The organism is Streptomyces sp. NPDC088915 (assembly GCF_044749825.1).
Classification (GTDB): Bacteria; Actinomycetota; Actinomycetes; order Streptomycetales; family Streptomycetaceae; genus Streptomyces.
In genome coordinates this window covers 124,723-139,141 of record NZ_JBIVIR010000015.1, presented here as the reverse complement: position 1 = coordinate 139,141, position 14,419 = coordinate 124,723, and the positions used below count along the sequence as shown (strand labels likewise).

Below are 14,419 nucleotides of genomic sequence, written 5' to 3'. Positions count from 1 at the left end.
GGTCGGGCTGGTCGGGCTGGCCAGTTGGTCGGACCGGCCGGCTGGGTTGGGGGGTCGGGCCGGGTGGTCGGGCCGGTGGGTCAGTCGGATCGAGTGGTCGCGGCGGTCGGTGCGGGCCCCGTCAGCGCGTACCGGCTCGGTCAGCGCGTACCGGCACGGGCGTCGACCGTGAGCCGGATCAGGGACCGCGCCTCGTCCAGCGCCGCCGTCACCCGCTCGGGGTCCGGGCGGCACGCGATGACGTGCCCGAGGCGGTCGCCCGCGCTGCGTGCGCGGCGGACCGTGGCGCCGGGCGCGGCGGTGACGGCCACCGCCTCGACGCCGTCCACGGCCCGCGCCCGCGCCACGCCGTCGACGGCGTCGAGGACCCCGTCGGCGTCGGCGAGCAGGAACTGGATGCCCGCGTGGACGTCGTGGACGGGCTTGAGGTCGGGGGCCAGCCCGATCGCGGCCCTGAGCTGCTGTTCGAGCAGGTCGACGCCGCCGGCCAGCCGGACGAGTTCGGGGATCATGCCGCCCGCGGGACGCGGGTTGATCTCGATCACGGCCGGGCCGTCCCCGGTCAGCTTGACCTCGGTGTGGGTGGCGCCGAGGCGGATGCCGGCCGCGTCCAGGGCGGCCGCCACCGTCTCGGTGATCCGCTGGGCGGTGCCGGCCGGCAGCGGGGCGGGGAAGAGGTGCCGGTGCTCAACGAAGTGGGGGCTCCCGGTCACGGACTTGGCGGTGATGCCGACGCACTCCGTCCCACCGTCCTCGCCGAACATCTCCACGCTGTACTCGGGGCCGTCCAGGTACTCCTCGACGAGGACGGTCCGTGCGGTCGGCATGCCCCGGGCGTTGGTGGTGACGGCGAGGATCCGCCGGGTCTGGGCGAGGGCCTGCGCCTCGTCCGTACAGAGCAGGACGTTGACCGAGCCGGAGTCGTCGGCGGGCTTGACCACGCACGGCAGCCCGGTCCGGACGACGGCCGCGGCGACCTCGCCGGGCTCGCGCACCACCGCGTACCGGGGCTGGCGCACTCCGGCCCGGTCGAGGAGGGCGCGCAGGGCGGACTTGTCGCGGCAGGCGGCCACCGCCTCGGGCGGGTTGCCGGGCAGGCCCAGCCAGCGGGCCAGGCGCGCGGCGGCGGGGACGTAGAAGTCGCTGGTGGTGGTGACGCCGGCGATCTCCTCGCGGCGGAAGCGCTCCTGGAGCGCGGCCCGCAGCGCGGCGTCGGAGTGGGTGTCGCAGCGGATCACCTCGGCGCCGGTGGCGTCGAGCCCCCGGTAGCGGTCGGGGTCGCCGGTCAGCAGCACGGGCGCGGTTCCGAGCCGGTCCCGGGCGAGGCCGAGGGCGAGCATGCCGGTGCCGGTGGTGTTGGACTCGACGAAGACGAGGTGGCGGCGCAGGTCCTCGGGGGCGCGGTGGGTCTGCCGGGACCAGCTGGTGACGGCGGTCCCGGGGGCGACGACGGCGGGCCGGTCCGGCGCCGGCAGGGTGCGCAGGGCGTGCGCGTCCCAGTGCTCGTCGCTGTAGACGGTGTCGGCGTAGCGGTCGCCGCGGTCGGGCAGGATGCCGACGACGCGGGAGCCGGGTGCGGCGCGCCGGGCGAGGTCGCCGAGGACGCGGTAGACGGAGCCGGAGGTGTTGCCGCCGAAGATCTGCTGCTCGCGGGCGAGGTCGCGGGTGGCGGCGAACGCCTCGTGGTCGTTGAGCCAGTGGACCTCGTCGACGAGGGAGCGGTCGAGGTTCTTCGGCAGCAGGCTGTTGCCGAGGCCGCTCTGCAGCCGCTGCGGGACGTCGGGCTGTCCGAAGAGGGCGCTGCCGACGCAGTCGACGCCGATGATCCGGACGTCGGGCAGGGTCGCGCGGAGCGCGCGGCCCGTCCCGCACAGCGAGCCGCCGCTGCCCACCGCGCCGACCAGGGCGTCGACGTGGCCGAGGTCGTCGAGGAGTTCGCGCGCCAGGTCGCGGTAGGCGCCGGGGTTGTCGGGGTTGGTGTACTGCTGGGGCCAGAAGGCGCCGGGCAGGTCGGCCATCAGCTCCGCGAGCCGCTCCAGGCGCGCGGACTGCCAGCCGTGGCTGGTCATCGCCTCGACGACGTGCACGCGGCATCCGAGGGCGCGCAGTTTCGCCAGCGTGACGGGGTCGATGCGGGGGTCGGTGACGATGTGCACCTCGTGGCCGAGGGAGCGGCCGACGAGGGCGACGCCGAGCGCCATGGTGCCGGAGGAGCTCTCGACCACGGGGGCGCCGGGGCGCAGCGTGCCGAGCGCCCTGGCCTCCAGGACGATGTTGCGGGCGACCCGGTCCTTCATCGCGAAGAGGTTCTGGAGCTCCAGCTTGGCGTAGACCTCCACCCCGCGTTCCTCGCCGAGGCGCAGCCGGACGAGCGGCGTGCGGCCGATCGCGTCCGTCAGCGTGTCGAACAGCATGGTCAGGTCTCCCGTCGGTGGAGGGTGGTGCCGGCCGGGACGGCCGGTCGCGGGCCGGGGGCCCAGTCGTCCCCGGCGCCCAGGGCGCGGTGGACGGAGACCTCGCCGCCCAGCGGGGCACAGCCGGCGCGGACGTGCCGCGTCTTGGCGTCGAGTTCGGGGTCGTGGGCGTCGAGGAGGACGCCGAGGAGGGTGCCGCTGTGGGCGAGGACCAGGCCGTGGCCGTCGACCTCCCGGCACAGGGCGCGCAGTTCGGCGAGTCCCGCGCGGGCGCGGCGGCGGCCGTTGAGTTCGGCGCTGCGGGTGGCGACCTCGCCGACGGCGGGCAGGTCGCCGGTGGCGACGGCGCCGGCGAGCCGGTCCAGGAGCCGGGCGTACTCGTGGCGTTCGGCCGTGCCGATGGTCCCGGCGGTCCGGTTGTGGGCGACGGTGTCGACCTGTCCGCCCTCGTCGTGGGCGACGACCGCGAGCGGGGGCAGCGTGCCGAGCCGGCGGCCGAGCCGCACGGTCCGGTGGTGGAAGCAGACGACCTCGTCGTACATCACGCCGTCGGCCGGTTCGACGCCGCGCAGGAAGGCCTCGGTCCGCGCGGGGCCGAACGTCCGCCCGTACGCGGCGCCGACGGCCCGCACGGTGGCGACCAGGTCGGCCGAGGAGCTGGCCATGCCCTTGCCCTCGGGCAGGTCGCCGCCCAGCTCCAGGAGTCCGCCGCCGCTCTCGCCGAGCGCGGCCAGGACGGCCTCGGCCACCCGCCGGGACTTGCCCTTGTGGGCGGGCACGACGTGGACGTTCCGGCCGGCGGGGGCCGGGTGGAAGACGGCGGTGGCCCAGCGGGCCAGCGGGAAGGTGACGAGGAAGTCGCCGTCGGGGCCGGGCAGGGCGCCCTGGAGGAGCTCCCCGAAGGTGCCGAAGGCGTGTCCGGTGCCGGGGACGGGTGCCACGGCGGTGGCGGGGGCCAAGACGGTGGGGGCGGGGGCCAAGACGGTGGGGGCGGAGGCCAAGACGGTGGGGGCGGAGGCGGGCGCCGGGCCGCCCGGCGGGGCCGGGGGCATCAGTGCGCTCCCGTCCCCGGCCGGTGGCCGGGCTCCGTGCCGTCGGCCGGGCCGAGCGCGCGGGCCGTCTCGGCGGCGCCGGCGCGTACGGCCCCGGCCCGCAGGTCCCAGGCGGCGCGCAGTGCGTCGTGGGCGTCCCGCTGGGCGTGCAGGGTCTTCGCGACGGCCTCGGGGTGGGCGGAGCCCTCGGAAGCCAGGCGGGCGAGGCCGCGGTCGACGTCGAAGGCGTCGGCGAGCAGCCCGGCCGGGTCGGCGAGGGTCAGCGCGTGCTCGGCGGCGGCCCGGGTCAGCAGGTCGGGCGCGCCGGGGTGGGGCGGGATCCCGGCGGTGGCCGCGCTCACGATGTACTTCCCGGCGACGACCTGCGCGGTCCGCCACGGCACGCCTTCGGTGAGGGCGAGGGCGTTGGCGAGGCTGAAGCCGCCCAGGTACTCGCGTGCGCACACCGCGCGCATGCGGTCGGCCCGGAAGTCGAGGCGGCGGACCACCTCGGTGAGCAGCCGGACCGTGCCGTGGGCCGAGTCGAACGCGGCCAGGACGTGGGTGCCGGCCTCCTTGGAGACCTCCACCAGGTTGCAGAAGGGGGTGTTGCGCTGGCCGAGGAGGACGTCGGTGTGGAAGGCGGCCAGGTGGGCGGTGCGGCCCCGGATGCGTTCCAGGACGGGGTAGTTCTTCTTCTGCGGCATGGCCGAGGAGATGCCGGACAGTTCGTCGGGCAGTTCGAGGAAGCCGTACTCGCTGCCGCCCCAGGTGAGCAGGTCGGTGGTGAAGCGGCTCAGGGCGGCGCCGAGCAGGCCGAGTTCGGCGGTGGCCTCGGCGCTCCAGCGGCGGGACGCCACCGCGGTGAGGGCGTTGGGCTGCGGGCGGTCGAAGCCGAGGAGGCGGGCCATCCGCGCGCGGTCCCAGGGCAGTTCCTGTCCGGCCATCGCCCCGGCGCCGAGCGGGCAGGCGTTCATGCCGTCGTAGGTGTGCAGCAGCCGTCGCTGGGTGTGCAGCAGGTGTTCGGCGAGGGCGGAGAGGTGGAAGCCGGGGGTGATGATCTGCGCGGCCTGGAAGTGCGTGTAACCGGGCATGGGGAGTTCGCGGGTCTCCTCGGCGCGGGCGAGGACGACGGCGCACAGGTCGAGCAGGGCGGTGGCGAACCGCGCGACCTGCTCGCGGCCGAACATCGTCTGCGCGCAGGCCTGGAGGTCGTTGCGGCTGCGGTCGACGTGCCAGCGGGGCACGGGGGCCGGCAGTCCGGCCGTGACGTGGCGTTCGAGGGCGAAGGCGATGTCCGACATGTTGGCGTCGGGCCGTGCGGCGAGGGTGTCGGGCCCGGCCTCGTCGAGGAGGGCGGCGACGGCGCGGGCCTCGGCGGCGGTGAGCAGGTCCATGCGGGCGTACTCGGCCGCCAGGACCTTCTCGACGGCGACGTAGTGGTCGAGGAGGTGGCGGGCCTCGAACCGGAACTGGGGGGCGAGCACCTCGTCGTGCAGCAGGTCGCTCGGCCCGCCGCGGATGCGGCCGCTGAGTTCGGCGGCGGGCGCCGGGGGCTGACTCGTCACGGTGACGGTGTCCGTTCTGTGCGGTGGGATGGTGGTGCGCGGTGCGGGGCGGCCGGTGCGGCGTCCGGGGTCAGCGGACGCGGTGCCCGGCCGACCGGGCGGCCGGGTCGAGGGCGGCGTCGAAAGCGGTGTCGAGGGCCGCGGCGACGGCCCGCACGTGCGGAGGCCGGACCAGGGCGTAGTGGTCGGCGTCGCTGTCGTGCCGTACGAGACCGTCCGGCGCCCGTTCGGCCCACCGGTCGGCGGAGTGCGGCGCGGCGCCGGTCGTGCTCCCGTGGAAGTGGACGGGGCCGGTCGCCACGGGCGGCCGGTAGCGGGCGGCGGCCAGCAGTCCGGTGCGGAAGACGGCGTGGTGGCGCGCCAGCTGGTCCGCGTCGAGGGCCGGTGCGCGGCCGTCGGCCGCGAGGGCCTCGGCGACGGCCCGCAGCCGGGCGGGGGCGTCGGCGGCCGCCTCCAGGGCGGCGCGCAGGGCGGCCCGCGCGGCGGCGTCGGGGTCGGAGCCCGCGGACCGGGCGAGGTCGTCGTGGAACCATTCGAGGAGCGCGGTCCCGTCGGCGGGCACGTCCGTGGTCCCGGGGTACGCGGTGTCGAGCAGGGTGAGGGTCGCCACCTCCTCGCCGTCGGCGCGGAGCTGGTGGGCCATCTCGTAGGCGAGCAGTCCGCCGAGGGACCAGCCGGCCAGGTGGTACGGGCCGTGGGGCCGGACGGTGCGCAGGGCGGCGACGTGGGCGGCGGCGAGTTCCGGTACGCCGTCGTCCCCGGTGTCGCCCGGGGTCGCGGCCGTCAGACCGGGCGCCGTCAGGCCGTACACCGGCCGGCCCGGTCGCAGTGCCGCCGCGAGGGGGCGGTAGCACAGGACGTTGCCGCCGACGGGGTGGACGAGGAAGAGCGGGGGCAGGTCGCCGTCCGGCCGGATGCGCACGACGGTGTCGGTACGGCCGTCCGGGCGGCGGGCGCGCAGGGCCCGCGCCTGCGCGGCCACGGTGGGGTGCTCCATCACGGCGGCCACCGACAGGCGTTCGCCGAAGGCCGCGTTGATCCGGCCGATGAGGCGCAGGGCGTCGATCGAGTGGCCGCCGGCGGCGAAGAAGTCGTCGTCGGCGCCGATCGGTCCGGTGCCGAGGACCTGTTCCCACAGCCGGGCGAGCCGGGTCTCGACGGCGCCGCGGGGCGGGCGGGACGGGGCGCGGCGGACCGCGTGCGCCGGGTCCGGGGCGGGCAGCGCCGCCCGGTCGAGCTTGCCGTTGCGGGTCAGGGGCAGCGCGTCGAGCAGCACCCACGCCGAGGGCACCATGTGGGCGGGGAGCCGGGTGCGGGCGTACGCGTCTAGTTCCGCTCCGGTCGCGGCCCCGTCCGCCGCGGTGCCGCCGCCGGCGACGACGTAGCCGGTCAGGCGTTCGCCGTGGAGGAGGACGGCGCAGGCGCGGACCGAGGGGTGCTCGGCGAGGACGGCCTCGATCTCGCCGGGTTCGACGCGGAAGCCGCGGATCTTCATCTGGTGGTCGGTGCGCCCGGCGTACTCCAGGGCGCCGTCCGCCCGGTACCGGGCGAGGTCGCCGGTGCGGTACAGGCGCCGGGTGACGCCGTCGGGTCCGGTGTGCTCCGGGAACCGTTCGGCGGTCAGGTCCGGGCGCCCGTGGTAGCCGAGGGCCAGGCCGACGCCTTCGAGGAACAGCTCGCCGGTGACGCCCGTGGGCACCTCGCGGAGGTGCGCGTCCAGCACGTGGGTGCGCATGTTGGCGATGGGCCGGCCGATCGGCACGGTGGTCCCGGCGTCGGGCAGGCAGCGCCACGCGGTGACGTCGACGGCGGCCTCCGTGGGGCCGTACAGGTTGTGCAGCTCGACGTGCGGGAGCAGGTCGAGGAAACGGGTCCGCAGCTCGGGGGGCAGCGCCTCGCCGCTGCACAGGACGCGGGTGAGACCGGCGGCGCGGCGGACCGCGAGCGGGTCGTCGAGGAAGACGTCGAGCATCGACGGCACGAAGTGCACGGTGCTGACGCCCTCGTCCGCGACGAGGTCGGCCAGATAGGCGGGATCGCGCTGGCCGCCGGGGCGGGCGAGGACGAGCACGGCACCGGTGAACAGGGGCCAGAAGAACTCCCACACCGACACGTCGAAGGTGTGGGGCGTCTTCTGCAGGACGCGCTCGCCGGGGGTGAGCCCGTAGGCCTCCTGCATCCACAGCAGGCGGTTGGCGATGGCCCGGTGGGAGACCACCACGCCCTTCGGCGTGCCCGTCGAACCCGAGGTGAAGATCATGTAGGCGGGGTCGTCCGGACCGGCGGGGGACGGACCGGCGGCGGTCGTGGGGACGGAACCGGGTTCCGGGTCGTTCCACGGCTCGTCCGGGACGACGACGGTCACCGCCGGGGCGTCGGCGGAGCCGCCCGTCCGCAGTGCTTCCGCGCGGTGGCCGTCCGCGACGACCAGGCCGACGCCGGCCTGCGCGAGCAGCGCCCGGACGCGCGCCTCGGGGTGCTCGGGGTCCAGCGGCACGTACGCGGCACCGGACTTGAGCACCGCGAGCAGCGCGACCGGCAGCGTGAGGGAGCGGTCCATCAGCAGGCCGACGAAGGTGCCGGGCCGGGCGCCGAGGGCCCGCAGTCGCGCGGCGAGGCGCTCGGCGGCCTCGTCGAGCTGCCGGTAGCCGAGCGCGGCGCCCTCGAAGCGGAGGGCCGGTGCGTCGGGCGTCCGCCGGACCTGCCGGTCGATCAGCCCGGTCAGCGTGTGCGGGGCGTCGTAGTGCCGCTCGGTGGCGTTCCACTCGGCGTGCCGGCGGCGGTCCCGCGGCGGGACCAGGTCGGCCGCGTGGCAGTCCTCCTCGGGGGCGTCGGCCAGCGCCCGCAGGGCCGCCGCGTAGGTGGCGTGCAGCGCGGCCGTCCGCTCGGCGGTGAAGCGCGCCTCGTCGTAGCGCAGGCCCAGTTCGAGGAGGCGCCCGTCGGGAGTGCGGGAGAACTCCGCGCCGAACGCGACGTCCGTGGCGGCCTCCCCGGTCTCCTCCAGGACGGTGAACGTCCCGGCCGGGGGCCCGTCCCGCTCGACGTGGAAGTGGGTGTAGTTGAAGAAGGTCTCGAAGGGCGTCGTCCCGCCGTTGCGGCGCACGATCTCCGCGAGCGGGTAGCGCCGGTGCTCGTGCACGCGCAGGTCCTGGTCGGCGACGCGGCGCACGAGGTCGCGCCAGCTCTCCCGGGCGAGGGCGAGGCGGAAGGGCAGGGTGTTGAGGAAGGCGCCGACGACCTTGTCGCCGTCGGTCTCCTCCGTACGGCCGTTGACCACGACGCCGGTGGTGATCTCGTCGGCGCCGCCCATCAGGGCCATGACCCGCACGTGGGCGGCGAGCAGGACGGTGCGCAGCGGCACGCCGAGTCCGGCGGCGAGCGCGGAAAGGCGCTCGTGGAGCCCGTCGGGCAGCGGTGCGCGGTACCAGGTCGTCCGGGGGGCTCCGCCGGCGGTGGCGCCGCGCGGCAGACGGGTCAGGGGGGCGTCCTCGGTGACCTCGTCCCAGAAGGCGCGCTGGGCCGGGTCGGCGAGCGCGTCGCGCTCCAGGGCGACGAAGGACGCGAAACGGGAGCGCGGTGCGGGGGCCGGCGGCTCGACGACGTCCCCGGCCTCCCCGGCCGCGCAGAGCCGTACGTAACGGGAGGCGAGTTCGGTGAGCAGGGAGCGCTCGCTCCAGCCGTCCATGACGGCGTGGTGCTCGGCGACGAAGAGCTGGAAGGTCGTGTCGGTGCGGCGCTGCACGTGGAAGCGGACGAGCGGAGCCTCGTCCCAGGCGAACGGGCGGGCGCGTTCGGCCTCGTAGCGGGCGGCGACGGCCGCCTCCCGCGCGGGCGCGTCCAGGCCGCGCAGGTCCTCGAAGGTGATGCGGGGGCGGGCGCCGGGGTGGACGAGCTGGAGGGGTTCGCCGAAGCCGTGGGGGTCGAAGGAGGTGCGCAGCATCTCGTGGCGGGCGCCCGCCTCGGCGACCGTGCGCCGCCAGGCGTCCTCGGACCAGGGCGCCTCGACGTGGTAGGAGCCGACGTTGTGGTAGACGCGGCCGGTTCCGGCGGGCAGGTCACTGTGGAAGAGCATCCCGGCCTGGAGCCGGGTCATCGGGTAGGCGTCCTCGAGCCCCGGGGGCAGGGCGGCCCGGTCCGCGTCGCTCAGCAGCGAGAAGGGCCGGTGGGGCGCCGCGTCGGCCGGTGCGTCCGGGGCCGCGGTGACGGCTCCGGCGAGCCCGCGGACGGTCTGGTGCCGCATCAGGTCGGCCACGGCGAAGCGCAGTCCGCGGTCGCGGGCCAGTGCCAGCACCCGGAGCGAGCGGATGGAGTCGCCGCCGAGGGCGAAGTAGTTGTCGAGCGCGCCGATCCGTTCGTGTCCGAGGACCTCCCGCCAGATCTCGGCGAGGGCCGTCTCGACCGGTCCGCTCACCGGTTCGTGCGCTCCGGCGGGCCCGAGGACGACCGCCTCCTCGCTGCCCGGTGCCGGCAGGGCGCGCCGGTCGGCCTTGCCGTTGGCGGTGAGCGGGAGGGCGGGGAGGGTGAGGAAGGCGCCGGGGACCATGTAGCCGGGCAGCCGTTCGGCGAGGTGGGCGCGCAGCGCGTCGACGCCGAGCGGGTCGGTGCCGTCGGGCCCGGCGTGGGGGGCCGGTACGACGTACGCGGTCAGGACCGGGCTGCCGGTGGCGTCCGGGGCGACGCGGGCGACGGCGGCGGCGACCCCGGCGTGGGCGGTGAGGGCCGCCTCGACCTCGCCCAGCTCGATGCGGAAGCCGCGCAGCTTGACCTGGTCGTCGATCCGTCCCAGGTACTCCAGTTCGCCGTCCGCGCGGAGCCGGGCGAGGTCTCCGGTGCGGTACAGCCGCTCCCCCGAGGCGGCGGTGGGGAAGCGTTCGGCGGTCAGCCGGGGGCGGTTGAGGTAGCCCAGGGCGAGGCCCGCCCCGGCGACGTACAGCTCGCCCACGGCGCCGCGCGGCACCGCCCCGCCCCGGCCGTCCAGGAGGTGCAGGCGCAGGTCGGGGATGGGCACGCCGATGACGCTGCCGCGTCCCTCCTCGGCGTCCCGGGCGGTCAGGGGGCGGTAGGTGACGTGCACGGTGGTCTCGGTGATGCCGTACATGTTCACCAGGCGGGGCGCGGTGTCGCCGTGCCGCCGGAACCAGCCGCGCAGCGCGCCGACGTCCAGCGCCTCGCCGCCGAACACCACCTGCCGCAGCGCGAGCCGGTCCTCCCGGGGGGCGTCCGCGTCGACGCGGTCGAGCTGGTGGAAGGCGGACGGCGTCTGGTTGAGGACGGTCACCCGCTCGTCGCGGAGCAGTCGGCGGAACTCCTCCGGGGAGCGGCTGGTGGCGTACGGCACGACGACGAGCCGGCCGCCGTGCGCCAGGGCGCCCCACAGCTCCCAGACGGAGAAGTCGAAGGCGATGGAGTGGAAGAGGGTCCACACGTCGTCGGCGCCGAAGCCGAACCAGTGGTCCGTGGCGGAGAACAGCCGGGTGATGTTGCGGTGCGGCACCAGGGTGCCCTTGGGGTGCCCGGTGGAGCCGGAGGTGTAGATGGCGTAGGCGAGGTCGTCGGGGGTGACCCCGCTGTCGGGGGCGGTCGCGGGCAGTCGGTCCAGCTCGGCCGCGTCGGCCTCCAGGTCGACGGCGCGCAGGCCGGGGGCGTCCCACAGCGGGCGGGTGCCGGTGGTGCCGACGACGTGCCCGAGGCCGGCGTCGCCGACGATGTGGCGCAGCCGCTCCGGCGGGTTGTCGGGGTCGAGGGGCAGGTAGGCGCCGCCGGCCTTGAGGATGCCGAGGAGGCCGACGACGAGTTCGGCGGACCGGGGGACGCACAGGCCGACGAGGGTGCCGGGGCCGACGCCGAGGGCGCGCAGGCGGTGGGCCACCCGGTTGGCGCGGCGGTCGAGGTCGGCGTAGCGCAGGCGGCGCGCGCCGTCGGTCACCGCCACGGCCCCGGGCGTGCGGGCGGCGTGCTCGGCGAAGAGCTCGTGGGCGCAGCGCTCCGGAGTCCGCGCGGCCGCGGCGGGCAGCGGGGACGTCAGGGGCAGGTGTTCGTCGTCGGCGAGCATCGGGAGCGCGGACAGCGGCCGGTGCGGCTCGCCGACGGCGGCGTCCAGGAGCCGCAGGTAGTGTCCGGCGAACCGTTCGATCGTGGCGGCCTCGTAGAGGTCGGCCCGGTATTCGAGGCGCAGGCGCAGGCCGCCGCCCGACCGCACGACGTCGAAGGTCAGGTCGAACTTGGCGGTGTCGGAGGGTCCTTCGAGCAGGCGGACGCGGGGGCCGGGCAGCCCGGCCGTGGTGTCGTCCTCGTCGTGGAGGCCGAAGAGCACGTCGAAGAACGGGGCGCGCTCCGTGGCGCGTCCGGGGTTGAGGTGTTCGACGATCCGCTCGAAGGGCAGGTCCTGGTGGTCCTGGGCGTCCGCGACGGTGTCCCGCACGGCGGTCACGTGGTCGAGGAAGCGGGGGTCGGCGGAGAGGTCCGAGCGGATCACGAGGGTGTTGACGAACAGGCCGGCCGTGTCCGCGAACTCCTTGCGGTTGCGGTTGGCGACGGGGGTGCCGACGAGGACGTCCTCGCTGCCGGACCAACGGCCGAGGACGACCTGGAGGGCGGCGAGCAGCGTCATGAAGCGGGTGCTTCCGGTGTCCCGGCAGACCCGGTCGACCCGTTCGAGCACGGCGTCGGGGAGCGGGACCTCGTGCGCGGCGGCGGCGCGGGGCGCGGGAGCCCCGGGGCCGGGCACGGCCGTCGGCCGGTGGTCGGCGGGGATCGCGCAGGAGGGCAGCTCGCCGCCCAGCCGTTCCGCCCAGTAGGCGAGCTGGCGCTCGGCGGCGGGACCGCGCAGCCATTCCTCCTGCCATTCGGAGAAGTCGGCGTACTGGAATTCCGGCTCGCCGATCCGGACGGGCGTCTCGCGTCCGTCCGTGGCGGCGGCGTAGTCCTCCAGGATTTCCCGCAGCAGAATTCCCGCGGACCATCCGTCACCGACGATGTGGTGCATTCCGAGTGCCAGTACGGCGCCTTCCGGGCGGCGCAGCAGGGCGGCCCGGAACAGCGGTCCCGCGGCCAGGTCGAAGGGCCTCCGGTACTGGTCCTCCATCCAGTGCCGCACGGCCCCGTCGCCGTCGCCGTCGGCCGTCTCCACCGCCCAGTCGAGCCGCGCGGAGGCGTCGACGCGCTGCGTCAGCTCGCCGTCCGCCAGTACGAACCGGGTGCGCAGTGCCTCGTGCCGGTCGACCAGCCGGTGGACACAGGCCCGCAGGAGGTCGGGATCCACGTCCGCGCCGGCGTCGAACGCGCAGAAGACCGGCATGTGATAGGTGGGCCTGTTCCCCTCCAACTCCTGGAGGAAATACATGCGCTGTTGCGCCCGGGAGGCCCGGAAAACGGCGACGGACGGCTCCGCGGACAATACGGTGGACGGCTCCGCGGACGACGCGGCGGACGGTTCTCCCGGAACGACCGGGGCGACCGGAACGTGGGTGGTCAAGACAACTCCCTCGACCGTCACGCCTTTTCTGACGCGCGGCACCTTTTCCCGACTGGGCGAATGCCACGCTAGGTGCGCGCCGTATTCCGTAAACAGTCCCGACCTGCCGGTCCCCCCGAGCCGTGACACGGTTTCGCGCCCCGCGCCGAACGCCTCCCGCGGCGTCGAAAACCACGGGCCTTCCGGCCCCGGCCCCGGCAGGATGCCCCGTATGAACCACCTCCTGTACGGGCTGGCCACGAACGCCGCTCTACCGCCCGAACTCCTCGACCGGCTGGTCGCGGTCGCGGACGACGACATCGCCGCGGGTCTCGCCGGTCGTACGGATCTCGGGCGTGCCCGGGCGAACGCGCTGGCCTCGCGCGTCGAGGAGAGCGCCGTACGGCTCGCGTACGCGGGCCGCCTGACCGCGGCCGACGTCGATCCCCGCGTACGGCCGGACGCCGCCCTGGCCCTGCTCGACGAGGGCGCCGGCGCCCCGGAGTGGGCGTTCCTCCTCGTGACGGATCCCCTGGTCGAGCGGCGGGAGAAGCTCGCCGCCTGTCCCGGCCTCCCCCCGGAGGTGGTGGAGACGCTCGCCGCCGACGGGGACGTGCGGGTCGTGGCCGAACTCGCTTCGCGGGCCGCGCCGTCGGTCGCCGCCGCACTCGCGGCGCATCCGCACGCCGAGGTCCGTCGAGCGGTGGCGGCCAACGAGAGGACGCCACCCGCCGTGCTGGCGGCGCTGCTCACCGGTGAGGGCCTGCCTCCCGCGCGGTGGTGCCCGGTCTGCGAGCGCGAGGAGACACCGTTCGTCCACGAGCCGCAGTGTCCGCGGCCCGACTGCGATCTCCTGCCCGGCGCCTCGTGCGACGGCTCCCACGAGTCCACCGTGCACGAGATCCGGCGGACGGCCCTGGAGAACCCGGCCACTCCCGCCGACGCCGTCGTCCGCTTCGCCGACCACCCCTCCGTCCTGCTGCGCCGGTCACTCGCCGCCCGTCCCGGTCTGCCCGCGGAGGTGTACGGGCGGCTCGCCGCGGACCCCGTTCCCGGCATCCGCGCCGACCTCGCCGGGAATCCCGCGATCGACACGGTCCTGATGCGCGCGCTGGCGGACGACCGCGACCACGGCGTGCGGCGCGGGCTCGCCCACAACCCGCGCGTCCCGCTCGACCTGCTCGTCCGCCTGGCGGCCACGACCAAGCTCGGCGCCGCCCTGCCGCCGCGTGTCGCCACCGCCGGTCCGGCCGAAGCGGCGGAGCTGGCCCGGTCGAAGGACCCGGCCGTACGGGTGCTCGTGGCCCGGCGGCGCGATCTGCCGGCGGGCGTCCGCGACGCGCTCGCCGCCGACCCCGACGCGAAGGTGCTGGCGTCCGTCGCCTCGCACCCGGGCCTCTCCGAAGCCCGGTTGCGTTCCCTGGTCGACCGGCACGGAGTCCGTGTCGCCGCCGAGGTGGCGGCCAACCCGGACGCGCCTCCGGCGCTGCTGGAAGACCTGTCCCGGCACGAACCCCCCGCACGGAAGGCGTTGCGCGCGATCGCCCGTCACCGCAACGCGACGGGCACGGCGCTGCTCGGCTGCCTGACGGACCCGCGGGCACGGCCCCTGGCCGCCGGCCATCCGGCCCTTCCCCCGCACGTCGTCGCGGACCTGCTCACCGACGCCGACCGGCAGGTGGGAGAGGCCGCGGCCGCCAACCCGTCGCTGCCGACCGCCGTGATGGCGGACCTGCTGCGTCGGCCGGGACCGTCCTGACGGCACTCGGCCCGTCGGCGCCGGTGGTTCGGCGTCTTCCCCCGGGCCCACCCGCCGCCGGACCGCTTCCGGCTCCCCCGCCGTCGCCCGCCGAGCGGGGGAGAGGACACCGGCCGCCGACCGGCCGGCTCCGGCGCCCCGCCCCGCCCCGCCCCGGCAGGAGAGGCACCGACCCGAGCCGACACGCTTCGGCT

5 protein-coding genes are annotated in these 14,419 nt (G+C 76.1%); 1 reads left to right on the top strand and 4 read right to left on the bottom strand.

The window, feature by feature from the left end; genetic code table 11:
- Positions 1-140 precede the first annotated feature (140 nt).
- The 4 genes from ACIP5O_RS26090 to ACIP5O_RS26075 all read right to left on the bottom strand — a co-directional run bounded on the left by ACIP5O_RS26090 (position 141) and on the right by ACIP5O_RS26075 (position 12,787).
- The gene (locus ACIP5O_RS26090) at positions 141-2,414 is read right to left on the bottom strand and encodes a pyridoxal-phosphate dependent enzyme (RefSeq protein WP_401297189.1); all 2,274 of its coding nucleotides are present in this window, start codon (positions 2,412-2,414) and stop codon (positions 141-143) included.
- Positions 2,415-2,416: 2 nt separating this feature from the next.
- Positions 2,417-3,466: a kinase gene (locus ACIP5O_RS26085; RefSeq protein ID WP_401297187.1), complete on the bottom strand. Its 1,050-nt coding sequence runs from the start codon at positions 3,464-3,466 to the stop codon at positions 2,417-2,419.
- A complete protein-coding gene (locus ACIP5O_RS26080; RefSeq protein WP_401297185.1) occupies positions 3,466-5,013 on the bottom strand; it encodes an argininosuccinate lyase in 1,548 nt (515 codons plus the stop codon). The genes ACIP5O_RS26085 and ACIP5O_RS26080 overlap by 1 nt, the downstream gene beginning before the upstream one ends.
- 70 nt (positions 5,014-5,083) lie before the next feature.
- On the bottom strand, positions 5,084-12,787 hold the full coding sequence (locus ACIP5O_RS26075; RefSeq protein WP_401297183.1) for an amino acid adenylation domain-containing protein: 7,704 nt from the start codon (positions 12,785-12,787) through the stop codon (positions 5,084-5,086).
- Here ACIP5O_RS26075 and ACIP5O_RS26070 point away from each other — a divergent pair.
- Positions 12,699-14,225 (top strand): hypothetical protein, encoded by a 1,527-nt coding sequence (locus ACIP5O_RS26070; protein WP_401297181.1) that lies wholly within the window; start codon positions 12,699-12,701, stop codon positions 14,223-14,225. The two genes, ACIP5O_RS26075 and ACIP5O_RS26070, sit on opposite strands and share 89 nt — an antisense overlap.
- Positions 14,226-14,419: the final 194 nt, after the last annotated feature.

What these genes read in the sequence shown, in the direction of transcription:
- ACIP5O_RS26090 (WP_401297189.1), bottom strand. Translation starts at nt 2,414, where the DNA reads ATGCTGTTCGACACGCTGACGGACGCGATCGGCCGCACGCCGCTCGTC.
- ACIP5O_RS26085 (WP_401297187.1), bottom strand. Translation starts at nt 3,466, where the DNA reads ATGCCCCCGGCCCCGCCGGGCGGCCCGGCGCCCGCCTCCGCCCCCACC.
- ACIP5O_RS26070 (WP_401297181.1), top strand. Translation starts at nt 12,699, where the DNA reads ATGAACCACCTCCTGTACGGGCTGGCCACGAACGCCGCTCTACCGCCC.
- ACIP5O_RS26075 (WP_401297183.1), bottom strand. Translation starts at nt 12,787, where the DNA reads ATGTCGTCGTCCGCGACCGCGACCAGCCGGTCGAGGAGTTCGGGCGGT.